This window comes from Xanthobacter sediminis (genome assembly GCF_043195015.1).
Lineage (GTDB): Bacteria > Pseudomonadota > Alphaproteobacteria > Rhizobiales > Xanthobacteraceae > Xanthobacter.
Window position 1 is genome coordinate 1 of the sequence record NZ_JBAFWH010000018.1, and the last position, 25,958, is coordinate 25,958.

Here is a 25,958-nt window from a genome sequence, read left to right on the forward strand (position 1 = left end):
CTAGCCCGGAGCCGACGCCCTATGGCGATAACACATTTGTCTGCGTCTTGGATCGAACTGCTGATTTCAATTTATTTTTAAAACGACGCTCCATCAAGACTGAACAAGCTTTCTTCACTGCGGAATTTATGTACCCTGTGGAGCCTGCGGCGGCGCTGTGCCTTGAATTGGTAAGCACGGCAAGGGCACTGGACATTGGGGATTGGAAGGCGCAGATCAATGGAGATTATTGGCCATCTGTTGGTCAAAAAATTTATAATGAGTTGGTTTCTGCTCAACCGGGTAGTGCAGACTGGTTCTACGCACGCGGGGTTCCAGATTTTTTAAAAAGCCAATTCGCCGAAAGTGCATCAGATCGCGCCTTCGACACAGCTCACCTTGACGCCTTTGTTACCAAGGCAACTAGAGTGCTCTTGGAAGAACCCGCCACAGTGGAGCCTCATGACGTAAATTATATTGCAGATGAAAATTCATATTCTTAACCGAAAAAATGGCTATGAGGGACTGTCCACCGATCCCTTGATTGATCTATCTCCGATATCGAGCGATGCGGATATGAGGACCTTGCCTCGCTGCATCCACAATACCCGCTTTCGTGGACATTCCCTGCGGATGGGAAGGCCGATATGGGGCGCGAAGTCTAGCGTTAGCTATCGCACGACAAGACGACTTCTCCCACCTCACCCATACCCCACCGCCGCCCTTTTCTCCTCATTCGTGAGGAAGTCCGCGGCGCCGATGCGGGTCCAGAGGTCGGCGCGTTCGGGGGCCAGGGCTTCCACCTGGTCGAGGTCGGGCACCAGGCGCAGGGGGGTGCCGTAGGCGGGGGAGAGCCAGTTGGAGAGGCCTTCCGCGATGCGCCGCACCAGGGGCACCACGCTCTGGCGCCACAAAGCGCGGTTGGCCTCGGCGTAGTTGGCGTAGGTGTTGTCGCCGGGAATGCCCAGCAGCATGGGCGGCACGCCCACCGCCAGCGCGATCTCCCGCGCCGCGCCGTTGCGGGCGGCCTCGAAATCCATGTCCTTGGGCGAGAGGGAGAGGGGGCGCCAGTCCAGCCCCCCTTCCAGCAGCAGCGGGCGCCCGGCATTGCCCGCGCCCTGGAAGGAGGCCTCCAGCTCTCCCTTCAGCCGCTCGAACTGCTCCTCGCTCAGCGCCCCGCCGCCGCCGTAGACCAGCGCGCCAGAAGGCCGGGCGGCATTGTCGATCAGCGCCTTGTTCCAGGCGCTGGCGGCATTGTGCAGGTCCAGCGCCTGGCCGGCGGCCTCCAGCGGGGGAAAGCCGTAATGGTCGTCGAGCGGGTTGAAGGCGGTGAGGTGCAGGATGGCCGGCACCTCACCCACCTCCGTCACGCTCGCCTGGGAGATGCGCACGGTGCGGCCGGCCAGGGTGTAGTCATAGGCCTCGGCCCAGCCGTCCGGCCCCGGCACCACGCGCATGCGGTCCGGCCGCAGCACGTGCAGCTCGCGCACGCGGCCTTCCACCGCCACCGCTTCCAAATAGACGTTGCCGGCCACCATCAGGTGGCTCGCCAGCGCCTCCATGAGCGAGGAGCCGGTGAGGCGCGGGTTGGGCCGCGCCAGAAGATCGAGCATGGGGTGGGTGTCGATCTCGCGCCCGCCGTCCATCAGCACCAGGGGCACGGTGGCCGCCGTCTCGCCGATGAGCCGCACGGCGCGGTAGGCGATGGCATTGCGCGAGAAGCCCTCGCGGGCGAGCGAGGTATAGTCGCGCGGGCTCCAGCGCGCCCGGCCGCCGGAAAACAGCGCCACCAGCGCCGCCGTGCGGCTGGCCTTGGCCTCCGGCGGGGCGGGCCAGGGGCGAAACGGGGCGAGAAGCGAAGCGAGCATGAAGGGCTCCACGGCAAGGCGCGCCGGGCGCCGCGCACGGCAGGCCCCGGCAAGGTTCAGGACGTAAGGAAAAGAGCGTAAGATCAGGCTCAGGCAGCATCGGGAGGGCGCATGCTGTACGCGCTGGTACTCATCATCTCGACCACCACACGGATCGATCAGTACACGCCGGGGCCGGACTGGCCGGTGCAGGTGGGATCGAGCTACCTCGCGACCATCGAGAACCAGCAGCTCATCGGCTATTATGACACCGAGCAGGCCTGCTGGCGCGCGAGCCGCCGGCCCACGCGCGCCTGGCCGCGGCAGGCCGAGGGCCAGCGCATCCGCGCGACCTGCATTCCCGTACCGGCACAGCCCATGGCGCCGGGGCGCTGAAGGCCAGTTCGTAAAATCGGACGGCTCGGCCCGGCGGGCCGCCTCGGTGTCCGGTGCGTCAAAAACGCGGCCCGATGCCCGGCATCGCGCCTGCGTTTTCTCGTGTCGGAGCACCCCCCGGCTGCACTCAGCCGCCGATTTCCCAATCAGGCTCTGAGCGGGCGTCGGCGCGCAGGACCGGCAAGCCAGCGCGCCCGGCGGACGGGCGCTGCTGCCGCCTGCTCCCCAAAGCGCGAGCGGGCCCGGCTCTCTCACAGCCCGCGCACGCGCGGCGGTGCCATGCGAGGGCCGAGGGCCAGGGCGGTGACCGCCCACACCAGCGCATCCAGCCGATCCGGCGAGCGGCCGGAGGAGAGCCCGTCCGGGCCGAAATCGCAAAGCTCGTCCTCCAGCGCCGGGAAGGCGCCGGCATGGCGCACCCGGCCCTGCTCGTAGAGCGCGGCCACCGGCTGCGCGCGCAGGTATTTTCCCCGCGTGGCGCGCACCGCCTCCACCGGCACGCCGGCATCCACCTCGGCGAGGACGGCGCGCACCATCTCGCCGCCCTGGTTCACCTCCGCCACCACCACGTCGGCCGCGAAGCGGTGGAACAGCGCCACCGCCCGCGCCGCCCATTGGGCCGGGCGCAGGCCGGAGGCGCTCTCATCCGCCAGCACATGCACGGTGCCGCCGGCATCGATGCCGGCGCAGACGATGCCGCACGCATCCGCCCCCGCGCGGGAGGAGGCCGGCGGGTCCACCGCCACCGCGATCCGCGCGAGCGGCGGGGCGACGGCAACGCGCGCGGCCTCCAGAGCCGGGCGGCTCCAGAGGGCATCCGGCCGGTCCTCGATAATCTCGCCGTCCAGCTCCTGCCGGCCCAGCCGCGTGCCGCCGTAGCGCGCCACCACGCGGGCGACGAAGCCCGGGGCGAGGTGGAAGGCGTTGTCAGCCGTGCGCGCGCGCGTCACCGCCGTGGCCGGGTCGTCCAGCAGGCGGCGCAGCAGCCGGGTGGGGCGCGGGGTGGTGGTCACCATCTGGCGCGGCCTCTCCCCCAGGCGCAGGCCGAACTGCAGCATGTCGAACGCCGCCTCGGCCCGCCGCCACTTGGCCAGCTCGTCGCACCAGGCGGCGTCGAACTGCGGGCCGCGCAGACTTTCCGGGTCATCGGCGGAGAAGCCGAGCGCCACCGCGCCGTTGGGCCATTCCAGCCGGCGCCGGGAGGGCTCCCAGCGCGGGCGTTCGGCGGGCGCGTGGACGGAGAGGAGGCCCGAAACCCCCTCCACCATCACCTCCCGCATGTCGGCCATGCTTTCCGCCACCAGTGCAATGCGCCCGGCGGGGCGGGTGGCGAAGGGCAGGCGCCCGAGGGCCAGGCCGCGCACCCATTCGGCGCCCGCGCGGGTCTTGCCGGCGCCACGCCCGCCCAGCACCAGCCAGGTGCTCCAGGGGCCCCCACCCTGGGCCGAAGCGGGGGGAAGCTGGTCCGCCCGCGCCCAGAAGGCCCAATCGGCGAGGAAGGCGCGCAGCTCAGTCTCCGAGAGGCTCAGGAGGAAGCGGCGCGCCAGCATCGGGCTCGTCCGCGCGCAGTCCCTCAAGGCGGCGCGCAAGCTCGCGACGGAAGGCGTCGAGGTCGCGGGCTGGGTCATCGGCATCCTTCCCTGGCTTGTCCGCCTCGCCCTCGGCGGCGGCGAGCTCGCGCAGGGTGCGGGCGAGCAGGGCGAGGGCGCGGGCGTCCTTCTCGGCATCGGCGGCGGGACGGGGCGGGCCCGCGTCGGCCCCCTCGGGGCGGGGAATGCGGGCCTCGATCTCCGCCACCTGCCGCTCCGCCGCCCGCCACAGCCGGGCGAGCAGGCGGGCGCGGGGCGTCTCCGCAGGCCGGATCGCGAAGGTCTTCTCTGCGCGCCGACCGATAGGCCTCACGGCGATGCTGCCATCCGCCGCCACCTCGCGGTCGATCCAGTGATAGGCGGCCCCTGTGGAAAGGCCGGTGCGCGCGCAGATCTCGGCGATGGGCACGCCCGCGGCGTAAAGCCGGCGCGCGAGCCCCGCCGTCGCGGGCGTCTGCCGACGCGGCGGTGGTGATGCCATGGGGATGTCCGAAGCTGGGGGCCGAAGCCGGAGACAGAGAGGCGCCGGCGGCGAGCGGGCGCAACTCTTGAACATGGCAAAACGTTACCCCGACAGCGCACCGCTGTCAAGGATTAAAATCCTGCGTCTCGAAAAATAGGATCAAATACCCAGAACGCCCTTCGCCTCGTCGCCCCCCGGGGCATCGTCTTCCTCGAGCAGCACCTGGTTGCGGCCCGCCATCTTGGCGGCGTAGAGCGCCTTGTCGGCGCGGCGGTAGATGGAAGCGAAATCGTCTCCCGCCCGCACGCCCGCCACCCCGCAGGAGAAGGTATAGGAGAAGTCCGGCAACTCCTTGAGCGGGCGGGAGGCGCGCACCAGCCCCAGCATGCGCTCCACGATACCCACCGCTTCGTCGCGGGCGGTATCCGGCAGCACGAGCACGAATTCCTCTCCGCCGATTCGGCCGAAGCAGTCGGTGCGCCGCACCTGCCCGCTGATGCAGCCGGCGAAATCGCGCAGGATGGCGTCTCCCACCTGATGGCCGTAGCGGTCGTTGATGTACTTGAAGTTGTCGAGGTCGAGCACGCACAACGTGCCCGGCGCGTGCGGGCCTTCGGCCGGGGCGGAATGGGTCAGCATCTCCTCGATGCGGGCGATGACGAAGCGGCGGTTGGCGACTCCCGTGAGGTCGTCGGTGTGGGCGGCGCGCAGGGCCTCGTCGCGATCGCGCCGCACGGCGCGCACGTCGGCGCGCAGGCGGGTGATGTCGCAGCCCACGCAGAAGCTCCAGCCATCGGCGGAAACGTTCTCGTTCAGCAGCAGCCAGCGCCCGTCCGCCAGCCGGGCCTCCAGCGTGCGCGGGCGCGCCTCGCGACCCGCGACCACGGCATCCACCCAGGCGGCCACGCCCTCCCCCTCGATCACAGTGCCGGCATTGAGGGCGGCGCTGGCGCGCATGAGGTCCGCCCAGGCGGGCGCCTCCTCCGGCGCGCCTTCGGCAAGCGCGCCATCCCCGGCGAGGCCGTAGGCGGCGCGGTAGGCCGCATTGGCGTGCCGCAGGCGCCCGCTCGCGTCGAAGGCGGCGAGGAGCGCCGGGTTCTCTTCCTGAAGTCGAAGCAGATGGGCCGCCGGATCAATCATGATAGTACCGAAGATAGCCGAGAAACGTAGCGGACGGGAGACGGTTGCAGGAACCCGCCAACTGCGCCTTTCGCATGGCACATTTTACCCGCCCGCAAAAAGCGCATGGCTGCCAGCCAAGGCGCACCTTGAAATGGCCTCGCAACTCTGGTGGAACGCCCACTCCCGGAGACTGACATGCGCGCCTGCGGCCTCGATTTCGGCACATCCAACACCACCCTCGGCATCCTCGCGGAGGGACTGCCGCGCCTATGCGCACTCGAAGACAGGAATGTGACGGTGCCCAGCGCGGTGTTCTTCGGTACCGACGGCACCTACCGCATCGGCCGCGCCGCCATCGACGCCTATGTGGAGGGGGTGGAGGGGCGCCTCATGCGCGGGCTGAAGTCCGTGCTGGGCAGCGCCCTCATCGAGGAAGCGACCCGCATCGGCCGCGAGCGCGCGCCGTTCCGGGTGGTCATCGCACGCTTCCTTGCGGAGGTGAAGCGCCGGGCGGAAGCCGCCGCCGGCGCCCCGCTGGAGGCGGTGGTGCACGGCCGCCCCGTCCATTTCGTGGACGGCGACCCGGAGGGCGACCGCAAGGCCGAGGAGACGCTGCGCGCCATCGCCGCTGAGATCGGCTTCCGCGAGGTGGTGTTCCAGTACGAGCCCATCGCCGCCGCCCTGGACTACGAGCAGCAGATCACCCACGAGGAGCTGGCGCTCATCGCCGACATCGGCGGCGGCACCTCGGACTTCTCCATCGTCCGCATCAGCCCCGAGCGGCGGACCCGCGCGGACCGCGCCGGCGACATCCTGGCCAATGACGGCGTGCGCATCGGCGGCACGGACTTCGACCGCGTGCTGAGCCTGTCCACCCTCATGCCGCTGCTGGGCTACGGCAGCCCCATGCGCTCCAAGGCCATCGACGTGCCCTCGGCCTATTACCACGACCTCGCGAGCTGGCATTCGATCAACCGCGTCTACGAGCCCAAGGTGGCGCGGGAGATCCGCGAGGTGAAGCGCGACGCCATGGCGCCGGAGCGCCTGGAGCGCCTGGAGCAGGTGATCGAGGAACGGCGCGGGCACGCGCTGGCGGGCGCGGTGGAGGCGGCGAAGATCGACCTCGCGGGCGCCCCGCGCGCGCATATCCCCTTGGATTGGATCGAGGCCGGGCTCACCCTCGGCATCACCGGCCAGGAGCTGAGGGAGACCACGGACGACCTCGCCACCCGCATCGCCCGCCGCATCGAAACCGTGCTGGCGCGGGCGGGCGTGGGGCCTGAGCGGATCGACGCCTTGTTCCTCACCGGCGGCTCCACCCGCCTCGCCCATGTGCGCGCGGCCATTACCGCCGCCCTGCCCACGGCCAAGGTGGTGGAGGGCGACACCTTCGGCTCGGTGGGCATCGGCCTCACCATCGCTGCGGGACGCCGCTTCGGCGGCTGATGCCGGGAGCGTGCAGCGCGGGCCGGGCACCAGGCCCGCGCGGCGCGTGAGCGAAACTGAAAACCCGCATGGCGGGTGAGCGAAGCTCAAGCGGCACCGGTCAAGAGGCTGGGCCTCCGGCATGAGAGTCCCGCGCGCCCCGCGCAGATCCCCTACCCCGAAAAGCGAAGGGCACCCCGCCGCGCCGCGCCGGGGTGCCCTTTCATGCGCCTGCCGGCCAAACGGCCGGCGCCGGATCACTTCGCGGCGATGCCGGCGAAGGTGGCGGCGGGAATGCGGAAGAAGCCGCGGCCGTTGGCCAGGGCCTGATAAGAAGAGGCGGCGCCGGCGAGCAGACGCTCGTACCAAGCCTTCGGGCTCATGCCCTCGGGGCAGTTGTCGATGGTCCACACCTCAGCGTTGGGCTGGAAGCGCACGTGGATGAGGACTTCTTCGGCGGTCTGGGCAACGTCGGACATGGAATGCTCCGGGATCAATGCGAGGATCGCCAAAAAGGCGAAGGAGGTTTCAAAGAGGCCCCGCCGCCTCGCGGCCCGCGGCAAACCCCTCGCACACAAGGTAGGGCCAGGGGCGATGACCAAACCTTGATCACGATCAAAAACAGCGCATTCGGATGCCCACAGGCGGCGCCGAGACGCCTTTTTCAGCCCGGCTCCTGGTGCGATGCAGGTCATGCCTGAAAGATGCGCACCGCGCCGCCGGCCAAGCCCGCCCGCCACTGACGGACCGGGATTCGGAAATCAGGCCCCAGCCTCCCCGGCCGGGGGCGCGCCCCTCGCTGAATAACGCTCCAGCGTATCGGGCCGCCACGCTTCCCCGCGCGGGGCGGTTCACACGACGCGCGAAAACGCTCTAGCATCGGCGCACTCCCACACGCGAAGGCCAGACATGCGCCCGTTTCCCAAAGCCCGCGTCGATGCCCTCACCGACGGCATCTTCGCCTTCGCCATGACATTGCTGGTGGTGGACATCCGCATTCCCGACGGGCTGGAGGTGGCAAACGCCGCGGACCTGTCCCACCGGCTCGTGGCGCTGGCGCCGCAGGCGGTGGCCTATGTCATCTCCTTCTTCGTGCTGGCCGCCCTCTGGCGCAACGTGATCGCCATGCGCCACGACACCGAAGGGGTGGCGCGTGGCACGCTGCAGATCTGGCTCTGCTACCTGCTGTTCGTCACCATGGTGCCGTTCTCCTCGGCCGTGGTGGGACGCTACGGGCATTTTCCGCCGGCTGTTTGGGTCTATGCCGGCAACATGGCCGCCCTCGGCCTGCTCTCCCTGCCCCTGCACCGGCTCGAGGTGCCCCAGGAGATGCGCGCCCGCACTCGCGTGGGGGAGCGGCGCATGGTGCTGTTCATCGGCTCGGCGCTGGCGTCCGTGCTGGTGAGCCTGTGGGCGCCGCACTATGCCATGTATGCCTATTTGCTCAATGCGCTGTCCCGCGTGCCGCCGTTCCGCTGACGGCGGCGGGCGCCCTTCGCGCCCCTGGGCCAACGCACCGGCCAGTCCACGAGGTGCTCCACCAGCTCGAACACGCCGAAGGCATCTTCCAGCCCGGCGACCCGACCCGCCACGGAAATGCCGGCCGCGCGTACGCTCGCCGGGTCGCCCGAGACCAGCGGATGCCAGAAGGGCAGATCCTTGCCCTCCTGCAGCAGGCGGTAGGCGCAGGTGGGCGGCAGCCAGGAGAGGGTGGCCACCGCCTCCGGCGTGAGGCGCACGCAGTCGCTCACCTGCTCGGAGCGGTGCGCATAATCGGAGCAGCGGCAGCTTTCGGAATCGAACAGGCGGCAGGCGACGTCCGTATAGGCGATCTGCCCCGTGTCCTCGTCCTCCAGCTTGACGAGGCAGCAGCGCCCGCAGCCGTCGCACAGGCTTTCCCACTGCGCGGCGCTCATGGCGGCGAGCGGCGTGGTGCGCCAGAAGGGCTCCGCCGTCGAAGCGGGGGCGTCAAGGGACGGGATCGGGGCAGCGGGCACGGCGGCTTCTGGCGTACCCTGCGCCTGTGCCGCGTCCTCGACGGCCGGTGTGGACGCCGGATCCGTCGCGACGGGGGCGAGATGGGCAGCGGACGGCGTGGCGGCGTTCCTGGGCTTGGCGGGCGGGCTCATGACCTTTCCTCTGAGGCGCACCCGGCGCACCGCGCCGCTGCGCCCCAACTCCTCGTCGTTCGCGACGGCAGGCACAGCAGCGCTGCGCATCTGCGCCGGAACTGCCTTAGCACGGCGCGAGGCCGGCAGGCGATGGGCGCGCCGGCGGCGCATCGCCTCCCACGCACGCCGCTCGGGGCGAAGACGAGAGGGCCGCGTCGTGCGGCACTGCGCGCCCGCGCCCGCCGCGAGGAACTCCTCGCGAGCGTACGCCCCGGCGCGTCCTCAGCCCAGGTAGCCCTGCTCCCGCAGGTGAGCCACGATCTGGTCCGCCATCTGCTCCGGCGCGGAAACACCGGCCTCAAGGCGGATCTCCGGCGCCTCGGGCGGCTCATAGGGGCTGTCGATGCCGGTGAAGTTCTTGATCTGCCCGGCCCGCGCGCGCTTGTAGAGGCCCTTCACGTCGCGACTTTCCGCCACTTCGAGCGGGGTATCCACAAAGATCTCGATGAACTCACCCTCGCCCATCAGCTCGCGCGCCATGCGCCGCTCGGCGCGGAAGGGGGAGATGAAGGACACGAGCGTCACGAGCCCCGCATCCACGAACAGCCGGGCCACCTCCGCCACGCGGCGGATGTTCTCCACCCGGTCGGCCTCGGTGAAGCCGAGATCCTTGTTGAGGCCGTGGCGCACGTTGTCGCCGTCGAGCATGTAGGTGTGGCGGCCTTCCGCGTTGAGCTTCTTTTCCACGAGGTTCGCCACCGTGGACTTGCCGGCGCCGGAAAGCCCGGTGAACCACAGCACCACCGGCCGCTGGCCCTTCATGGCCGCCCGGCTCTCCTTGGAGACGTTGAGCTGCTGCCAGTGTACGTTGGTGGCGCGCCGGAGGCCGAAATCCACCATGCCGGCGCCGACCGTGAGGTTGCTCATGCGGTCGATGACGATGAAGGCGCCGGTCTCCGGCACCTCCGCGAAGGGATCGAAGGCGATCGCCTCATGGGTGGCGAAATTCACCACCGCCACCTCATTGAGCTGAAGCGTCTTGGCCGCGAGGCGCTGGAAGGTGTTCACGTCCAGCTTGTGCTTGATGTCGGTGACCTGCGCCCCCACCGTGCGGGTGCCCATCTTGATGAGATAGGGCCGGCCTGGCAGCAGCGGCTCCTCGTTCATCCAGATGAGGTGGGCGGCGAACTGGTCCGACACCTCCGGCCGGTCGGCGGCGGCGGCCAGCACATCCCCGCGGGAGACGTCCACCTCGTCGGTCAGGGTGAGGGTGACGGCCTCGCCGGCGCCCGCCTCCTCCAGCTCCCCGTCCTTGGTGACGATGGCGCGGATGCGGCTGGTGGCGCCGGAACCGGCCACCACCACCGCATCGCCCGGCCGCACGAGGCCCGAGGCGATGGTGCCGGAGAAGCCGCGGAAATCCAGGTTCGGCCGGTTCACCCACTGCACGGGCATGCGGAACGGACGGGCGAGGGCATTGCTCGCCACCTCCACATGCTCCAGGTGCTCCAGCAGGGTCGGGCCGGTGTACCAGGGGGTGTGGGCGCTCTTCTCGATGACATTGTCGCCGAAGCGGGCGGAGAGCGGAATCGGCACCAGGGTCTCGAAGCCGAAGTCGGCCGCGAAATCGGAATAGGTCCGCACGATCTCGTCGAACCGCGCCTGGGAGAAGTCCACCAGGTCGATCTTGTTCACCGCCAGCACCACGTGCTTCAGGCCGAGCAGCTTGACGATGTAGGAATGGCGCCGGGTCTGGGTGAGGATGCCCTGGCGGGCGTCCACCAGGATCACCGCGAGATCGGAGTTGGAGGCGCCCGTCGCCATGTTGCGCGTGTACTGCTCGTGGCCGGGCGTGTCGGCGACGATGAACTTGCGCTTGTCGGTGGCGAAGAAGCGATAGGCCACGTCGATGGTGATGCCCTGCTCGCGCTCGGCGGCGAGCCCGTCCACCAGAAGGGCGAAATCGAGGTCGGCGCCGGCGGTGCCGTGCTTGCGGCTGTCGGCGGAGAGGGAGGCGAGCTGGTCCTCGAACAGCAGCTTGGTGTCGTAGAGCAGGCGGCCGATGAGGGTGCTCTTGCCGTCGTCCACGCTGCCGCAGGTGAGGAAGCGCAGCAGGCTCTTGCTCTCCTGGGCGGCGAGATAATCGGTGAAGCTGGAAATTTCGGGCTGAACGGACATCAGAAATAGCCCTCCCGCTTCTTCTTCTCCATGGAGGCGGCTTCGTCATGGTCGATGAGCCGGCCGGCGCGCTCGGAGGTGCGGGCGGTGAGCATCTCGGCGACGATGGCCTCCAGCGTGTCGGCGTCGCTCTCCACGGCGGCGGTGAGCGGGTAGCAGCCCAGGGTGCGGAAGCGGATGCGCTTCACCTGCGGCACCTCGCCGGGAGCGAGCGGCAGGCGGTCGTCATCCACCATGATGAGCTGGCCGCCCCGCTCCACCACCGGCCGGTCCGCCGCGAAATAGAGCGGCACGATGGGGATGCGCTCGGCGAGGATGTATTGCCAGATGTCCAGCTCGGTCCAGTTGGAGAGCGGGAACACGCGGATGCTCTCGCCCCCCTTCACCCGCGTGTTGTAGAGGTTCCAAAGCTCCGGGCGCTGGGTCTTGGGATCCCAGCCGTGGTTGGCGGTGCGGAAGGAGAACACGCGCTCCTTGGCGCGGCTCTTCTCCTCGTCGCGGCGGGCGCCGCCGAAGGCCGCATCGAAGCCGTGCAGGGTCAGCGCCTGCTTCAGCGCCTCGGTCTTCATCACGTGGGTGTAGAGGCTGGAGCCGTGGTCGAAGGGGTTGATGCCCTGGGCCAGCCCCTCGGGATTGGTGTAGGTGATCAGCTCGAAGCCCAGCTCCCGCGCCATGCGGTCGCGGAAGGCGATCATCTCCCGGAACTTCCAGGTGGTGTCGATGTGCATCAGCGGGAAAGGCGGCTTCGAGGGGTAGAAGGCCTTCACCGCGAGATGCAGCATCACCGCGGAATCCTTGCCGATGGAATAGAGCATCACCGGGTTGCGGAACTCGGACGCCACCTCCCGCATGATGAAGATGGATTCGGCCTCCAGACGCTTCAAATGCGTCATGCGTTCAGACGACATCGACCCGGCTGCTCCTTCATGCCCCGCCGCGGGCCCCTGCCCTTTCGTCCGCGGCGCTCATTTCACCGGGTTTAGTCGTTCTTAGAAATATAATCCATACAATAATGATATGTGAAATAATTCACATCTCATTTTCGCATTTACTGCATCACCGGTCGAAGGTCGCCACCAGCTCCACATGGGGCGAGTAGCGGAACTGGTCCACGGGCGTCACGCCCCCAAGCCGCCAGCCCCCCTCCGCCAGGATGCGCGCGTCACGCGCGAAGGTGGCGGCGTTGCAGGAGACGTAAACGAGCCGGCCCACCTTGGCGGCCGCAAGCTCGCGCGCCTGCGCCTCTGCCCCCTGGCGCGGCGGGTCCATCACCACCGCGTCGAAGGCGGAAAGCTCCTGCGGCAACAGCGGGCGGCGGAACAGGTCCCGCGCCTCGCCGCCCACCGCCTTCAGCCCCGGCGTGTGGGCCGCCTTCATGAGCGCGGCGAGGGCCGGTGCGCTGCTCTCGGCCGCGAACACCCGCGCCCCGGCCGCGAGGCGCAGCGCGAACGTGCCCACCCCGGCGAACAGGTCCGCCACGCGCTTTGCCCCCTGCGTGGCCGCCAGCACGGCGCCGGAGAGCACCGCCTCTCCCTCGGCGGTGGCCTGGAGGAAGGCGGCGGGCGGCAGTTCCACCCGCGCCGCGCCCATCACGAGCGCGGGGGCGGTGCGCTGGAGCACCAGCTCGCCGTGGCGGGTGAGCCGCGCGAGGCCGAAGCGCTCCGCCAGGGCGGCAAGGTCCATCAGCAGCGCCGGCGGCAGCGGGCCGGAGCCGCGCACATCCATGTCCAGCCCGGTGTCGGTGGCGATCACCTGCAGGTCGAGCGGCTTCTTCAGCGGCGCCAGCGCCTCGGCCACCGCGCGCGAGGCCGGCAGCGCCTGGGCGAGGCCCGGCGCCAGCACCGGGCAGCCATCGAGCGCCACCATGGCGTGGGACTTGCGCTCCGCGAAGCCCACCACCGTACGCGCGCCATATTGGCGCGCATGGAAAATGACGCGCCGGCGGCCGGCCCCGTGGGCGTCCACCACCGGCGCCACCTCGGTCTCCAGCCCCTCGCGCGCAAGCGCCTCGGCCACCAGGGCGCGCTTCCAGGCGAGATAGGGCTCGGGCCGCCAGTTCTGGAGCAGGCAGCCGCCGCAGCGGCCGAAATGGGCGCAGCCCGGCGCCACCCGCTCAGGGCTCGGCTCCAGGATCTCGGCAAGGGTGATGCGCTCGCCCTCGAGCGTGCCGCGCACCCGCTCGCCGGGCAGCGCAAAAGGCACGAACACCGGGCCCGACGGCCCCTCGGCGACGCCGTCGCCCTGGGCGCCCATGCGGCGCACCGTCACGTCCACCATCGCCACCGTCACGCGCGCTCCGCTCCCAGAAGATATTCCACATTGCCGTCGCCGCCGGTGATGGGCGAGGGCACGATGCCCAGCACCCGCCAGCCGAGGCTCGTCACCAGGTCCTCCGCCGCCGTGCACACCTCCTGCCGCACGGCGGCATCGCGCACGATGCCCTTCTTCACCGCCTCGCGCCCGGCCTCGAACTGCGGCTTCACCAGCGCCACGAGGCGCGCGCGGGGCGCTGCGAAGGCCAGGGCCGAAGGCAGCACCTGCCTGAGCGAGATGAAGCTCACATCCACCACCACCACATCCACCGGGTCCGGCACCGCGGCGCGATCGAGGGCGCGGATGTCCGTTTCCTCCAGCAGGGTGATCTGGGGGTGGCCGCGCAGGCTCTCGTGGAACTGGCCCCGCCCCACATCCACCGCATAGACATGGGCCACGCGGTGGCGCAGGAGCACATCGGTGAAGCCTCCGGTGGAAGCTCCCACATCCATCGCCGTCAGCGCCGCCGGATCGATGCCGAAGGCCTGGAGGCCCGCCTCCAGCTTGAGCCCGCCGCGAGAGACGTAATCGTGCACGTCGGCGGCCTCGATGCGGGCATCCTCCGCCACTTCCGCGGACGGCTTGGGCACGACCACCCCCTCCACCCGCACCAGCCCCGCGGCCACCGCCGCCTGGGCCCGCGCGCGGCTCTCGAACAGCCCGCGCTCCACCAGAAGTCGATCGATGCGCATGCCCGGCGCCCTGCTCCGGCTGGAGTGTCCACCGCGCGCGGCAATCGCTCCAGGTGGTTGAGATTAGCCATTTTCTTCGCGCGAACCGGAAACCACCGCGCTCGAAAATGCCTTGAACCGGCTTCACGGTAATTAAAGGCCTTTGGCGGAGCCTTGCTGCCGGCCCGCGACGCAAAGCCATAGCTTGGGCGGTCGCGGACGAACGGGCGTCGTGATATGCCAACGGCGCGGGGGAAGCAAATCTGCGATCGGATGCCACCCGGCGCGGTGCGGAGCCGCCGCCGGCCTTTCTCGGCGTGCGACGGAATCCGGACACATGCAGCACGACACCCAGCCTGACAGCGCACGCGCCTTCGCCGCCCTGCCCCTCCTTCTCGCCGCCGCCCTGGTGCTCGGCGCCGGCGCCGCGGCGCACGCGGCGGACCCGGGCAAGGCCAAGGGCGCGAAGCACGCGGAGCCGCCCAAGGACAACCGCGCCTGGGCGCTCGCCCGCGCCGGCGACACCACCGTGCTGAGATTCGGCCCGCCGGGGGCAGCGGACCCGGTGCTCGCCATCGCCTGCCAGGCGGGCGCCGGGCTCATCCAGTTCACGGTGGAGATCAGCTCTCCCAAGATCCGCTCCGGCGAGGGGGTGGCGCTGTCCCTCTCCGCAGGCAAGCGGCGGCTGGAGCTGGCGGCCTCCACCTTCCGCGGCGCCACCGACGGTGCGGTGGTGGCGGAGGCAGCGGTGAGCCTCGACGGGCGCGTGCTCGATCTCTTTTCCGGTGGCGAGACCCTCGTCGTGCGGGCGCCGGGCGCCACCGAGAGCTTCCCGCTCGCCGGCGCGAAGGCCAAGTTGGCCGATTTTCGCAAGTCCTGCCAGACCGGGCGGTAGCGGGCTGAGTGGCCGCAGCGCAAGCCCCAGCTTTCGCGCGCACGGCCCCTTCACCTTGTCGTTGCAACCACTATGATCGCGCCCGGTTCAACGGGAATACGACCATGCGCCGTCCGCTCCTCGCCCTTTCCGCCCTCGTCGCGCTCACGCTTCCGGCCGCCGCGCAGCAGAAGATGACGTGGCACGTTCAGCAGAGCGATGAGAGCGCCGCCCTCGTTTTCGGCGTGCCCGAGTCCGAGGAGGTGCTGCTGTTCTTCGTCTGCAAGCCGGGCGCGGATACCATCACCGCCCAGAGCCAGATCGGCTCCAAGGGACTGGAACGGGAAGCCGCGGCCCGCCTCATCCTCTCCGCCGGCAGCGTGAAGAAGACCCTCTCCGGCAAGGCCGTGGGCAGTGACGAGAGCACCAGCGTGGACGTGGAGGCCCCGGCCAGGATCGCCGACGTGAAGGCGCTGCTGAAGGGCGGCTCCAGCCTCACCGTGGAGGTGAAGGGCGCCAAGCAGAAGATCAGCCTCTCCGGCGCCGGCGAGGCCCTCACCGCCTTCGAGGCCGCCTGCAAACCCAAGAGCTGAAGGAAGAGCTGAACGGCGGCCGAAGGGAAACGTCGCCCCCGCCACGTGGCGGTTGCGGCCCGGCGGACCGCGGCCGCGCCTTCGCCTTTTCGGGGAGAGAGTGAACATGTGCGCAGGCATGGCCTCTGCGCGCCTTCGCTGAGCCCGTTTTACGCCTGCGCACGCCGCGCGGCCTGCTGCCCGGAGGTGCACGGAACGCACCTCCTGAGGGGGCCCCCGCCGGCCCTATGGCACCTTCTCCGCCCGCCGCACGGGCAGGCGCACCGCGCGGTCTGAGCGCGCATGGATCTCCGCCACACCTGCTTCGGCTGCACCGAGGCCCGGCCTGGGCCTTGGCCCGGGCGTGTCGCGCCGCTACGGCCGAGCCGGGCGGCGGGCGTCCCTGGAAGCGGGTGCCGCGAGCACGGCGCGGCAGGAGCTGCCGCAGGACACTTTCGCGCGCATGGACACAATCGGCCCCGGTCTTCGGCCGGCGGCGATGGGGTTTCGTTCAAGCCCCCTGCGGGCTTGCCCAAAGCCCAGGGCGCGCGCCCAAGGCTCCGCCTTGACACCTCTCGTTCACGCGAAGTGCCACTCACACTGTGTGGAAGCCCCCTCATGCGCGGGAAGGCCCGCCGATGCAGCAAGGCTGGAGCGTCCCGCGCCGGGGTGCCCTCAGGCTTCCGCGACCTGCTGCAGGAAGCCGTCGATCTCGGTGTCGAGCCGGGTGGTGACCGTGCCCACGGTGCGCGAGGCATCGCGCACCCGCGCCGCCGAGGTGCTGGTGCCGGTGACGGCCACGTTCAGCCGGCCGATGTCGTGCGCCACCTGGCCGGTGCCCGAGGCCGCGCTCTCGATGTTCGAGCTGATCTCGGTGGTGGCCACGGTCTGCTCCTCGATGGCGCCGGCGATGGCGGTAGCATAATGTTCCACCTCCTCCATCTGGGCCAGGATGGCTCCGATGGCGGCCACCGCCTCGGTGGTCTCGCCCTGGATGGCGGCCACGTGCTGGGAAATCTCCTGGGTCGCGTGGGCGGTCTGGCCGGCCAGATCCTTCACCTCCGCCGCCACCACCGCGAAGCCGCGCCCCGCGTCCCCGGCCCGCGCGGCCTCGATGGTGGCGTTGAGGGCCAGCAGGTTGGTCTGCTGGGCGATGGCCTCGATGAGGCCCACCACCTCGCCAATGCGGCCGGCGGCGGTGGCCAGGCCCGCCACCTTCCCGTTGGCGACGCCGGCGCCCTGCGTGGCCCGCGCCACCATCTGGGAGGTGCGGGCGATCTGCTGGGCGATCTCGGCGATGGAGGCGCTCAGCTCCTCCGCGGCACCGGCCACCGCCTGCACGTTGCCGGAGGCGCGCTCGGAGCTCTGCTGCGCCGAGGCGGCGTCGAGGCGGCTGGTCTCGGCGGCGCCGGTCAGCTCGCCGGAGACAGTATCAAGGTCACCCATGGCGCGGCCCACCTCGTCGATGACGGTGGTGGCGCTCTGCCGGAAGCCGCCGATGAGCGCGTCGATGCGCGCCTGCCGGGCCATCCGCGCCTCGTTGGCGCGGGCGCTCGCCTCTTCGTGCTCCCGGCGGGCAATGGCATTGAGGCGGAACACGTCCACCGCGCGCGCCATCTCGCCAATCTCGTCCTTGCGGTCCATGCCGTCCACGGCGATGGAGGTGTCGTCGCCGGCGAGCTGGCGCATCCGCGCCGTCATCAGCTGGATGGGGCGCGCCAGCGCCTGGGCACCGAAGAACACCAGCGCCAGCACCACCGCCAGCGTCACCACCGCGGTGAGCAGCAGCGTATTGCGGGTTTCGGCCACGGTGGCGAACAAGGTGGCGTGGGGCACGCTCATCACCAGCACCCAGCGCTCGCTGACGCCCGGCAGGCTCACGGCGGTGGCCCGCACCGACCACCGCCCGGAACCGTCGCGCAGCTCCGCCTCGGCCTCCTCGCCGGCCTTGGCGCGCGTCACCAGCGCGCGCAGGGCGGGGTCTTCCACCGCCTTGCCCAGGAGATTGGCATCGTCGTTGGCGATCCAGAGGTCGTCGGTGCCCACCAGGGTCACGCGCCCGTCGCCGAAGGGGCGCAGCTTCTGCACGAAACGGGTGATGCCGGTAAGCGGCAGGTCGGTGGTGACGATGCCGATGGGCTTGCCCGCGCGATGCACGACCACGCTGGTGGTGGTCATCAGCACGCTCTTGCCGTCCACCGGGTAGTCGTAGGGCGGGGTGACGAGGGCGCGGTTCTCGCGCACCGGCTTGTCGTACCAGCCCTCGGTGCCGGCCTCCTTGGTCATCACCAGCTTCTCGACATCCACCGAGCCGTCCGGCTTGTGGAAGAAATAGGGCACGAAGCGGCCCTTGGCATCGGAGAAGGGATGGCCGGTGAAATCCGCGTCCCGCCCGTCGAGGGCGTCGGGCTCGAAGGCGAGCGTCATGCCCACGAGGTCGGGATTGCCGGTGACCATGCGGCGCATCAGGGCGCCGAGGGCGTCGCGGTCCGCCATGCCGCCGTTGACGAGCCCCTCGACCGCGAGGCCGCCCGTCTCCGCAATGACGATGGCGCGGCCCATGCGGCTGGCGATGGTCTGCGCATATTCGCCGAGCAGGGCCTGGGCGCGGGCCTGGGCGTCCCGCGTCGCGGCCTCCGCCGTCACCCAGAGGCTGACGCCCGCCACCATCAGCATGGAAAGCGTGCACAGCGCACCCGCAGCCAGCACGAGCTTCGTGCGGATGCTCAAGTCAGCCAAACGCATGGGGCACTCCTACTCGACACGGCCTTGCCGGTGCATGCAGCACTAGCCGCGCCCCATGACTGCGGATTGACAGCGCCGCCCTCAGCGCGCGCCGAGGCCGCCGGCGGTCTCGATGAAGCGCGCCACCTCCGCCACCCCGCGCCCGTTGCGGATGGCCGAGAACACATAGGGCCGCCCCGCCCGCATGCGGATGGTGTCCTGCTCCATCACGCCGAGGTCGGCGCCGACCAGCGGGGCGAGATCGGTCTTGTTCACCACCAGAAGGTCCGAGCGGGTGATGCCCGGCCCGCCCTTGCGCGGGATCTTCTCGCCGCCGGCCACGTCGATCACGTAGACGGTGATGTCGGCGAGCTCCGGCGAGAAGGTGGCGGCGAGGTTGTCGCCTCCCGATTCGATCAGCACCAGGTCGAGGCCGGGGAAGCGCGCCTGCATGTCCGCCACCGCGCGCAGGTTGATGGAGGCATCCTCGCGGATGGCGGTGTGCGGGCAGCCGCCGGTCTCCACCCCCAGGATGCGCTCGGGCGGCAGCGCCCCGGCCACGGTCAGCAGGCGCGCATCCTCCTTGGTGTAGATGTCGTTGGTGATGGCGCAGATGTCGTAGCGGTCGCGCAGCGCCTTGCAGAGCGCCTCCATCAGCGCCGTCTTGCCCGAGCCGACGGGCCCGCCGATGCCGACGCGCAGGGGAGATTTGGACGAGCTCATGAGCGGAACAGCCTCGTGTACTGGGTTTCGTGGCGAAAGCTGCCGAGATCGGCCCGGAAGGTGGCGGCGCCGATGTCGTCGAGGGTGAGGCCCGGCGCCTCGGCCGCCAGCCGCCGCGCGGCGGGCGCCAGCCCCGCCACCACCCGCGTGCCGGCGGTCTGGCCGATGGGCGCGAGCCGCACCGTCGCCGAGACGAGATTCTGCGCCATCGCCAGCAGGAAGGCTTCGAGCGCCGCCACCAGCGGCAGGCCGTGGGCGGCGCAGGCCAGCCCCACCGCCACCGGATAGGCCGCCTCCGGCGCCAGGGCGGGCGCGAGGCGCGTCAGGCCCGGCGCCGGCCACGCCGCCATCACCGCATCGAGGAAGGAGCGCCCCTGCTGGCAGGTCTCCAGCCGCAGCTCGGCCGAGGGTGCGAGCGCCACCGCGAGGTCGTTCACAGCCCCGAGCGCGTCCCCATCCCCGGCGGCGGCCGCCGCGTGGGCATGGGCGAGAAGGATGGCGTCGGTGCGCACGAAGCCGCAGGCGAACAGGTCGTCGAGCCACGCCGCCAGATCGTCCGCGCCCGCGATGTCGCCCGCCTCCACCGCCCATTCGAGCGCGTGGGAGTAGGCATAGGCCCCCACCGGGAAGGCGGGGGAGAGCCACGCGAACAGCGGCAGCAGGCCGAGAGCCCCGCCACCGTCCGGCACAGCGAGAGGCGGCGCATCCGGCCGCGCGGCGTCAGCCATGCTTGTGGTCGTGGCCGCAGCCGGGACCGTGCACGTGCTCCTCGCCATGCGCGCCGGGGCCATGCTCCCGATGGCCGTGGCCGTGCTGGTGCTCGTCGTGGCCGTGATCGTGCCCGCAGCCGGGGCCGTGCACGTGCTCCTCGGCGTGAGCGCCAGCGCCGTGCTCCCCATGGCCGTGATGATGCTCATCGTTGGCATGGTCGTGACCGCAACCGGGCCCGTGCACATGCTCCTCGCCGTGCGCGTGATGGCCGTGGCCGTGATGATGGTCATCGTGGCCATGGTCGTGGCCGCAGCCAGGGCCATGCACATGCTCCTCGCCGTGGGCGGCATGAGCATGATCGTGATCGTGACCGGCGTGCTCGTGCCCGCCATGGGCGGCGGCCGCGTAGGCGCCCTTCTCGGGGCGGAAGGGGCGCTCCACGATCGCGGTGGCGGCGCCGAGCCCGCGCACCATCTCCACCAGCACGTGGTCCTCGGCGAAATAGATGGCGTCTTCCGTGATCTCAGCCGGAACGTGCCGGTTGCCGAGGTGCCACGCCACCTTCAGCAGCCGCAAGGGGCTCGCGGTGCGCACCTCCACCAGCCGCTCCGGCGCGGCCTTGATGCGCACCAGCCGGCCGTCCTCCAGCTTCACGGCGTCGCCGTCGTCGAGCACGGCCGCCTTGTCGAGGTCGAGCAGGAAGGAAAGGCCGCCATCGGCCGTGAAGGCGAAGCGGCGGCGGTGCCGGGCCTGGTGGTCGAGGGTCAGCTCGTCGGCGACCCGCTCGTCGCGGACGGCGGGGCGGCGGACAACAGTGGTGGCGCGGATCATCTCATCCTCCGGGATTCTCTCCCGATGGCACCTTATACCAACGGCCCCGGCCTTCGACCGGCGCCAGCCCAGTTTCGCCCGCGCTCCGCGCGGAAGCCCAAAGCGCGTCAGAACAGGAAATAGCGCTGCGCCATGGGCAGGACATCGGCCGGCTCGCACACCAGCAATTCGCCGTCGGCCCGCACGTCGTAGGTTTCCGGGTCCACCTCGATCACCGGGGTGGCGTCGTTGTTCACCATGCTCTTCTTGGAGATGCCCGAGCGGGTGTTCTCCACCGCCACCAGTTCCTTCGTCAGCGCGAGGCGGGCGGCGAGCCCGTCTTCGATGGCGGCCCTGGAGACGAAGGTGAGGGAGGTGTGGGCGCGCGCCCGGCCGAAGGCGCCGAACATGGGCCGATAGTGCACCGGCTGCGGGGTGGGGATGGAGGCGTTGGGATCGCCCATCTGGGCCATGGCGATGGCGCCGCCCTTGATGACGAGGTCCGGCTTCACGCCGAAGAAGGCCGGCGTCCACAGCACGAGATCGGCCAGCTTGCCCCGCTCCACCGAGCCGATGTGCCGCGACATGCCGTGGGCGATGGCGGGATTGATGGTGTATTTGGCGATGTAGCGGCGGGCGCGCAGATTGTCGTTGCCCGCCTCCCCCGGCAGGGCGCCGCGCTGGCGCTTCATCTTGTCCGCCGTCTGCCAGGTGCGGATGATGACCTCGCCCACCCGGCCCATGGCCTGTGAGTCCGAGCTCATCATGGAGAGCGCGCCGAGATCGTGCAGGATGTCCTCCGCCGCGATGGTCTCCTTGCGGATGCGGCTTTCGGCGAAGGCGAGGTCCTCGGCGATCTCCGGGTCCAGGTGGTGGCACACCATGAGCATGTCGAGATGCTCGTCGATGGTGTTGCGGGTATAGGGCCGGGTAGGGTTGGTGGAGGAGGGCAGCACGTTCGCCAGGCCCGCCACCTTGATGATATCAGGCGCATGGCCCCCGCCCGCCCCTTCCGTGTGGAAGGCGTGGATGGTGCGGCCCTTGAAGGCGGCGATGGTGTCCTCCACGAAGCCGCTCTCGTTCAGCGTGTCGGTGTGGATCATCACCTGCACGTCCATGGCATCCGCGACCGAGAGGCAGCAGTCGATGGCGGCGGGGGTGGTGCCCCAGTCCTCGTGCAGCTTCAGGGCGGCGGCGCCCGCCAGCACCATCTCCTCCAGCGCGCCGGGCAGGGAGGCGTTGCCCTTGCCGGCGAAGGCCAGGTTCATGGGGAAGGCGTCGGCTGCCTCGATCATGCGCGAGAGGTGCCACGGGCCCGGCGTGCAGGTGGTGGCGAAGGTGCCCGTGGCAGGCCCCGTGCCGCCGCCCAGCATGGTGGTGACGCCGGAGGCCAGCGCCTCCTCGATCTGCTGCGGGCAGATGAAGTGGATGTGGCTGTCGAAGCCGCCGGCGGTGAGGATCTTGCCCTCCCCGGCGATGATCTCCGTGCCGGGGCCGATGATGATGTCCACCCCGTCCTGCACGTCCGGGTTGCCGGCCTTGCCGATCTTCGCGATACGCCCGTTCTTGAGGCCCACGTCCGCCTTCACCACCCCCCAGTGGTCGAGGATGACGGCATTGGTGATGACGGTGTCCATGGCGCCGTCGGCGTTCGCCACCTGGGACTGGCCCATGCCGTCGCGGATCACCTTACCGCCGCCGAACTTCACTTCCTCGCCATGGATGGTGAAATCCTTCTCCACCTCAATGAAAAGCGAGGTGTCGGCGAGCCGCACCTTGTCGCCCACGGTGGGGCCGAACATCTGCGCATAGGCGGCGCGGGGCATCCTGGCGGGCATCTGCGGCTCCTCAGCGGCTGGCGCCGTCGTGCTCGACCGGGCTCAGGGTTTTCACGTCCACCCCGTCGAGGCAGCGGGCATTGATGGCCACCATCACCGTGCCGTCCGGGGCCGCGCCCTCGGCGAAGGATTCGATGCCGCAGGTGGAGCAGAACAGGTGGTGGATCTGGCGGGTATTGAACAGGTATTCCGTGGTCGCCCCCTCCCCGGACACCTGCCTGAAGGCGGCCTTCGGCACGAAGGCGAAGATGCCGCCGAGCCGCCGGCAGCGCGAGCAATTGCACGTCACCGTGCGGTCGAGGTCCACATCCACCTCGTAGCGCACCGCGCCGCACTGGCACCCGCCGAAATAATGCTGAACCGCCATCTCAGAGCCTCCCCGCCACCTGCCCGCGAAACCCGTATACCTCGCGCCGGCCGCCGAACGGCACCAGCATCACCGTGCGCGTGGCGCCGGGCTCGAAGCGCACCGCCGTGCCGGGGGCGATATCGAGCCGCATGCCGCGCGCCTTCTCCCGGTCGAAGGACAGGGCCGGGTTGGTCTCGTAGAAATGGTAGTGGCTGCCAACCTGGATGGGCCTGTCCCCGGTGTTGGCCACGATGATCTCCACCGGCGCGGCGCCGGCGTTGAAGACGATCTCCCCGGGCGCGGCCGCGATCTCGCCGGGCTCCAGGGCCGAGGGCGCGCCGCGGATGGGGTGATGCACGGTGACGAGCTTGGTGCCGTCCGGAAAGGTCGCCTCCACCTGGATGTCGTGGATAATCTCGGCGATACCGTCCATCACCTGATCGGTGGTGAGCACGCGGGCGCCCGCCTCCATCAGCTCGGCCACGGTGCGCCCGTCGCGCGCGCCCTCCACCACGGTATCGGTGATGAGCGCCACCGCCTCCGGATGGTTCAGCTTCACGCCTCGGGCAAGGCGCTTTCGGGCCACCTCGGCGGCCATGGCGATCAAGAGCTTGTCCTTCTCGCGCGGCGTCAGCTGCACGGCGTCTCTCCCTGTGCGGGGGCCCGGCTTTCGCGCCAGAGCCCCATGCGCCTCACTCGTGGGGGCAAAAGGAAATGGCAAGTGGAAGTGGCAGGCGGATGTGCCAGACGGAAGTGGCAATTCGAGGTCCGAAACGGATGGTATCACGTCGCCCACACGCGCGGCAGCGGTGCGCGCCGGAAGCCCACCAGAAACGCACCGGCCGCCCGGCGCAGGGTCGCACTGTCGGGCGCCAGCCAGCGCACGGCGAGAAGCCCGTTCCAGGCGCTCGCCCCGCACTCGCTGGAGGCGCCTTCGAGACGGGCGCCGTCGAGCAGCGCCCGCGCCTCCTCCAGCCGGCCCTCGGCGTCGGGCGCCATATAGAGCAGCGTGCCGAGCGCCCGGTGGCCCGCCGCCACCGCCGGCCGCGCCAGCAGCGCGCCGAGGGGGCCGGACAGGCGCAGCGCATCGGCATAGGCGAGCCGCCCGCCCCGGCGCACCCGCCAATGGTCCTGAAGGTGCCCCTCGCCCATCGCGTCGCCATGGGCGAGCCGGCCCAGCACCAGCCCCTCGAACGACAGGAAGGTGGCGGCGGGGTCGAGATCCACCACATAGCGGCGGCAGAGGCGCGCGCGATCGAACAGGATGGTCTCCTGCGGCAGCCATTCCAGCCGCGCCCCGGCGGCGGCGGAAAGGCGCACCGCGATCTCGGCAAGCGGGCCGTCGGAGCGGTAGACCTTCTCGGCGGCCGGAGTTGTCAACGTGAGGTGGGCGCCGGCCCCGGCGGCGGCGGAAATGCGGAAGAGATCGCCGCAGGCGACCCCGCCGGCGGTGTTCACCAGAACCGCCTCCACCCCCTGGGCGCCACGCGGCAGGCGCGCGCGCAGGGCGCCGGATTCGGAAAGGTCGGCGAGGCGCGAGACGCCGCCGAACACGGCCGCCCCCACATGCACCCGCCCCTCACTGCGCTGGCGCCGCGCTGCCGTGGCAGGTGGAAGCGCCTCAGATGGCCGGGTTTCCTCAGATGGCCATGAGGCGGCGCACGTCGTCTCCATCCAGCCCGCTCCTGTCGCCCGAGGCCACCACCTCGCCGCGGTCCATGAGGATGAACGTGTCGGCGAGTTCCTGCGCGAACTCGAAATACTGCTCCACCAGCACGATGGCCATGTCCCCCCGCCCGCGCAGGTAGGAGATGGCGCGGCCGATGTCCTTGATGATGGAGGGCTGGATGCCCTCGGTGGGCTCGTCCAGCAGCAGCAGGCGCGGGCGGGTGACCAGCGCGCGGCCGATGGCGAGCTGCTGCTGCTGCCCGCCGGAAAGGTCGCCGCCACGCCGCTTCAGCATGGATTTCAACACCGGGAACAGCTCAAACACCTCATCGGGCACGAACTTGTCCCTGGCCGCGAGGCGCGCGTATCCGGTCTCCAGATTTTCCTTCACCGAGAGCAACGGGAACACCTCCCGCCCCTGGGGCACGAAGCCGATGCCGCGCGCCGCCCGCTCCGGCGTCGGCAGGCGGGAGATGTCCTCCCCGCCGAGGGTGATGGCGCCGCCGGCGATGGGCCGCTGCCCCACGATGGCGCGCAGCAGCGAGGTCTTGCCCACCCCGTTGCGCCCCAGCACGCAGGTGACCTTGCCCGCCTCGGCGGTGAGGGAGACCTTCTTCAGCGTCAGGGCGGCGCCGTAATAGAGGTCGAGGTTCTCCACCTTCAGCATGGGCCCTCACCTCCCCAGATAGACTTCGATGACGCGCGGGTCTGCGCTCACCTGGTCGAGCGGCCCCTCGGCCAGCACCGAGCCCTCGTGCAGCACCGTCACCTTCACGTCGAGGTCCCGCACGAACTGCATGTCGTGCTCCACCACCACCACTGATCGGGTCTTGGCGATCTCCTTCAGCAGCACGGCGGTGTCGGCGGTCTCCTGGTCGGTCATGCCGGCGGCGGGCTCGTCCACCAGCAGCAGGCGCGGCTCCTGGGCCAGCAGCATGCCGATCTCCAGCCACTGCTTCTGCCCATGGGAGAGGTCGCCGGCGCGACGCGCGCGGTGGTCCTTGAGGCGCACGCGCTCCAGCAGCTCGTCCACCCGCGCCTTTTCATGGGCGGTGCGGCGCCAGTAGATGTTGGCGAAGGCGCGCCGGTCCGCCTTCACGGCGAGCAGGATGTTGTCCTCCACCGTGTGCATGTCGAACACGGTGGGGGTCTGGAACTTGCGGCCGATGCCCAGCTCCGCGATGGCCGCCTCGTCCAGGCGCGTGAGGTCGTGCACGCCGGCGAACAGAGCGGTGCCCGCATTGGGCCGGGTCTTGCCGGTGATGACGTCCATCATGGTGGTCTTGCCGGCGCCGTTGGGGCCGATGATGGCCCGCATCTCCTTCTCCCCGATCACGAGGGAGAGGGCATTGAGCGCGCGAAAGCCGTCGAAGGAGACGGTGACGGCATCGAGGTAGAGCAGCGCCGAGGTGAGCGCCTGCGGATCGCGCGGCGGGCGCCCGGCGGCGAACAGGGCGTCGTCCGCCTCCAGCGAGAGCGCGCCGGGGGATTTCACCACCTCCGGCGGCGGGACGGCGATGGTGCCCGGCAGGGGCGCACCGGCGAGGGACTTGGCCGCGAGGGGCCGGGCGCTGAGGGGGGTGAGGCCCATGATG

General features: G+C 70.4%; 26 protein-coding genes. 6 read left to right on the top strand and 20 right to left on the bottom strand.

What is annotated here, in order from left to right; all coding sequences use genetic code 11:
- A partial coding sequence (locus tag V5F61_RS18060; protein ID WP_393990285.1) for a hypothetical protein occupies positions 1-482 on the top strand: 482 nt, incomplete at its 5' end.
- 198 nt (positions 483-680) lie between these two features.
- On the opposite strand, the gene V5F61_RS18065 is transcribed toward V5F61_RS18060, so the two are convergent.
- Positions 681-1,847: a phage portal protein gene (locus V5F61_RS18065; protein WP_393990284.1), complete on the bottom strand. Its 1,167-nt coding sequence runs from the start codon at positions 1,845-1,847 to the stop codon at positions 681-683.
- Positions 1,848-1,958: 111 nt separating this feature from the next.
- Between V5F61_RS18065 and V5F61_RS18070 the strand changes: the two genes are divergently transcribed.
- A complete protein-coding gene (locus V5F61_RS18070) occupies positions 1,959-2,222 on the top strand; it encodes a hypothetical protein (protein ID WP_393990283.1) in 264 nt (87 codons plus the stop codon).
- A gap of 251 nt (positions 2,223-2,473) precedes the next feature.
- On the opposite strand, the gene V5F61_RS18075 is transcribed toward V5F61_RS18070, so the two are convergent.
- The 3 genes from V5F61_RS18075 to V5F61_RS18085 all read right to left on the bottom strand — a co-directional run bounded on the left by V5F61_RS18075 (position 2,474) and on the right by V5F61_RS18085 (position 5,414).
- Positions 2,474-3,772: a DNA-packaging protein gene (locus V5F61_RS18075; protein ID WP_393990282.1), complete on the bottom strand. Its 1,299-nt coding sequence runs from the start codon at positions 3,770-3,772 to the stop codon at positions 2,474-2,476.
- Positions 3,732-4,292, bottom strand: a complete 561-nt coding sequence (locus V5F61_RS18080; protein WP_393990281.1) for a hypothetical protein — start codon at positions 4,290-4,292, stop codon at positions 3,732-3,734. Before V5F61_RS18080 ends, V5F61_RS18075 begins: the two co-directional genes overlap by 41 nt.
- Before the next feature lie 141 nt (positions 4,293-4,433).
- Entirely contained in the window at positions 4,434-5,414 is a 981-nt protein-coding gene (locus tag V5F61_RS18085; protein WP_393990280.1) for a GGDEF domain-containing protein, read from the bottom strand.
- Positions 5,415-5,591: 177 nt separating this feature from the next.
- Between V5F61_RS18085 and V5F61_RS18090 the strand changes: the two genes are divergently transcribed.
- On the top strand, positions 5,592-6,842 hold the full coding sequence (locus tag V5F61_RS18090) for an Hsp70 family protein (protein ID WP_393990279.1): 1,251 nt from the start codon (positions 5,592-5,594) through the stop codon (positions 6,840-6,842).
- A 236-nt stretch (positions 6,843-7,078) separates the two neighbouring features.
- Here V5F61_RS18090 and V5F61_RS18095 read toward each other — a convergent pair whose 3' ends face one another.
- Positions 7,079-7,300, bottom strand: a complete 222-nt coding sequence (locus V5F61_RS18095) for a ubiquitin family protein (RefSeq protein ID WP_393990278.1) — start codon at positions 7,298-7,300, stop codon at positions 7,079-7,081.
- Between the two features lie 430 nt (positions 7,301-7,730).
- On the opposite strand from V5F61_RS18095, the gene V5F61_RS18100 reads away from it, so the two are divergent.
- Positions 7,731-8,300, top strand: coding sequence for a TMEM175 family protein (locus tag V5F61_RS18100; protein WP_393990277.1), 570 nt, complete (start codon positions 7,731-7,733; stop codon positions 8,298-8,300).
- On the opposite strand, the gene V5F61_RS18105 is transcribed toward V5F61_RS18100, so the two are convergent.
- From V5F61_RS18105 to V5F61_RS18125, 5 genes are all read right to left on the bottom strand, one after another.
- Complete coding sequence (locus tag V5F61_RS18105; protein ID WP_393990287.1) at positions 8,258-8,803, bottom strand: YcgN family cysteine cluster protein; 546 nt, start codon at positions 8,801-8,803, stop codon at positions 8,258-8,260. The genes V5F61_RS18100 and V5F61_RS18105 overlap by 43 nt on opposite strands.
- A 411-nt stretch (positions 8,804-9,214) precedes the next feature.
- Positions 9,215-11,110, bottom strand: coding sequence for a sulfate adenylyltransferase subunit CysN (gene cysN, locus V5F61_RS18110; protein ID WP_393990276.1), 1,896 nt, complete (start codon positions 11,108-11,110; stop codon positions 9,215-9,217).
- Entirely contained in the window at positions 11,110-12,018 is a 909-nt protein-coding gene (gene cysD, locus V5F61_RS18115) for a sulfate adenylyltransferase subunit CysD (protein WP_393990275.1), read from the bottom strand. Before cysD ends, cysN begins: the two co-directional genes overlap by 1 nt.
- A gap of 148 nt (positions 12,019-12,166) precedes the next feature.
- On the bottom strand, positions 12,167-13,387 hold the full coding sequence (locus V5F61_RS18120) for a class I SAM-dependent RNA methyltransferase (protein WP_393990286.1): 1,221 nt from the start codon (positions 13,385-13,387) through the stop codon (positions 12,167-12,169).
- Between the two features lie 8 nt (positions 13,388-13,395).
- Complete coding sequence (locus V5F61_RS18125) at positions 13,396-14,115, bottom strand: TlyA family RNA methyltransferase (RefSeq protein WP_393990274.1); 720 nt, start codon at positions 14,113-14,115, stop codon at positions 13,396-13,398.
- Between the two features lie 316 nt (positions 14,116-14,431).
- Here V5F61_RS18125 and V5F61_RS18130 point away from each other — a divergent pair, with 316 nt between their 5' ends.
- Positions 14,432-14,989: a hypothetical protein gene (locus V5F61_RS18130; RefSeq protein ID WP_393990273.1), complete on the top strand. Its 558-nt coding sequence runs from the start codon at positions 14,432-14,434 to the stop codon at positions 14,987-14,989.
- A 104-nt stretch (positions 14,990-15,093) separates the two neighbouring features.
- Positions 15,094-15,561: a hypothetical protein gene (locus V5F61_RS18135; RefSeq protein ID WP_393990272.1), complete on the top strand. Its 468-nt coding sequence runs from the start codon at positions 15,094-15,096 to the stop codon at positions 15,559-15,561.
- 654 nt (positions 15,562-16,215) lie between these two features.
- Here V5F61_RS18135 and V5F61_RS18140 read toward each other — a convergent pair.
- From V5F61_RS18140 to urtD, 10 genes are all read right to left on the bottom strand, one after another.
- The gene (locus V5F61_RS18140) at positions 16,216-18,285 is read right to left on the bottom strand and encodes a methyl-accepting chemotaxis protein (RefSeq protein WP_393990271.1); all 2,070 of its coding nucleotides are present in this window, start codon (positions 18,283-18,285) and stop codon (positions 16,216-16,218) included.
- An 81-nt stretch (positions 18,286-18,366) separates the two neighbouring features.
- Positions 18,367-18,987 (bottom strand): urease accessory protein UreG, encoded by a 621-nt coding sequence (gene ureG / locus V5F61_RS18145; protein ID WP_393990270.1) that lies wholly within the window; start codon positions 18,985-18,987, stop codon positions 18,367-18,369.
- Positions 18,984-19,715 (bottom strand): urease accessory protein UreF, encoded by a 732-nt coding sequence (locus tag V5F61_RS18150; protein ID WP_393990269.1) that lies wholly within the window; start codon positions 19,713-19,715, stop codon positions 18,984-18,986. Before V5F61_RS18150 ends, ureG begins: the two co-directional genes overlap by 4 nt.
- Positions 19,708-20,529 (bottom strand): urease accessory protein UreE, encoded by an 822-nt coding sequence (gene ureE / locus V5F61_RS18155; RefSeq protein ID WP_393990268.1) that lies wholly within the window; start codon positions 20,527-20,529, stop codon positions 19,708-19,710. The genes V5F61_RS18150 and ureE overlap by 8 nt, the downstream gene beginning before the upstream one ends.
- A 107-nt stretch (positions 20,530-20,636) precedes the next feature.
- The gene (gene ureC, locus V5F61_RS18160) at positions 20,637-22,346 is read right to left on the bottom strand and encodes an urease subunit alpha (RefSeq protein WP_393990267.1); all 1,710 of its coding nucleotides are present in this window, start codon (positions 22,344-22,346) and stop codon (positions 20,637-20,639) included.
- A gap of 10 nt (positions 22,347-22,356) precedes the next feature.
- Positions 22,357-22,713, bottom strand: a complete 357-nt coding sequence (locus tag V5F61_RS18165; protein ID WP_393990266.1) for a GFA family protein — start codon at positions 22,711-22,713, stop codon at positions 22,357-22,359.
- 1 nt (position 22,714) lies between these two features.
- Entirely contained in the window at positions 22,715-23,335 is a 621-nt protein-coding gene (locus V5F61_RS18170; protein ID WP_393990265.1) for an urease subunit gamma, read from the bottom strand.
- Between the two features lie 143 nt (positions 23,336-23,478).
- Positions 23,479-24,267, bottom strand: a complete 789-nt coding sequence (locus V5F61_RS18175) for an urease accessory protein UreD (RefSeq protein ID WP_393990264.1) — start codon at positions 24,265-24,267, stop codon at positions 23,479-23,481.
- A gap of 67 nt (positions 24,268-24,334) precedes the next feature.
- Entirely contained in the window at positions 24,335-25,030 is a 696-nt protein-coding gene (urtE, locus tag V5F61_RS18180; RefSeq protein ID WP_393990263.1) for an urea ABC transporter ATP-binding subunit UrtE, read from the bottom strand.
- A gap of 6 nt (positions 25,031-25,036) precedes the next feature.
- Positions 25,037-25,954 (bottom strand): urea ABC transporter ATP-binding protein UrtD, encoded by a 918-nt coding sequence (gene urtD, locus V5F61_RS18185; protein ID WP_393990262.1) that lies wholly within the window; start codon positions 25,952-25,954, stop codon positions 25,037-25,039.
- Between the last annotated feature and the right edge of the window lie 4 nt (positions 25,955-25,958).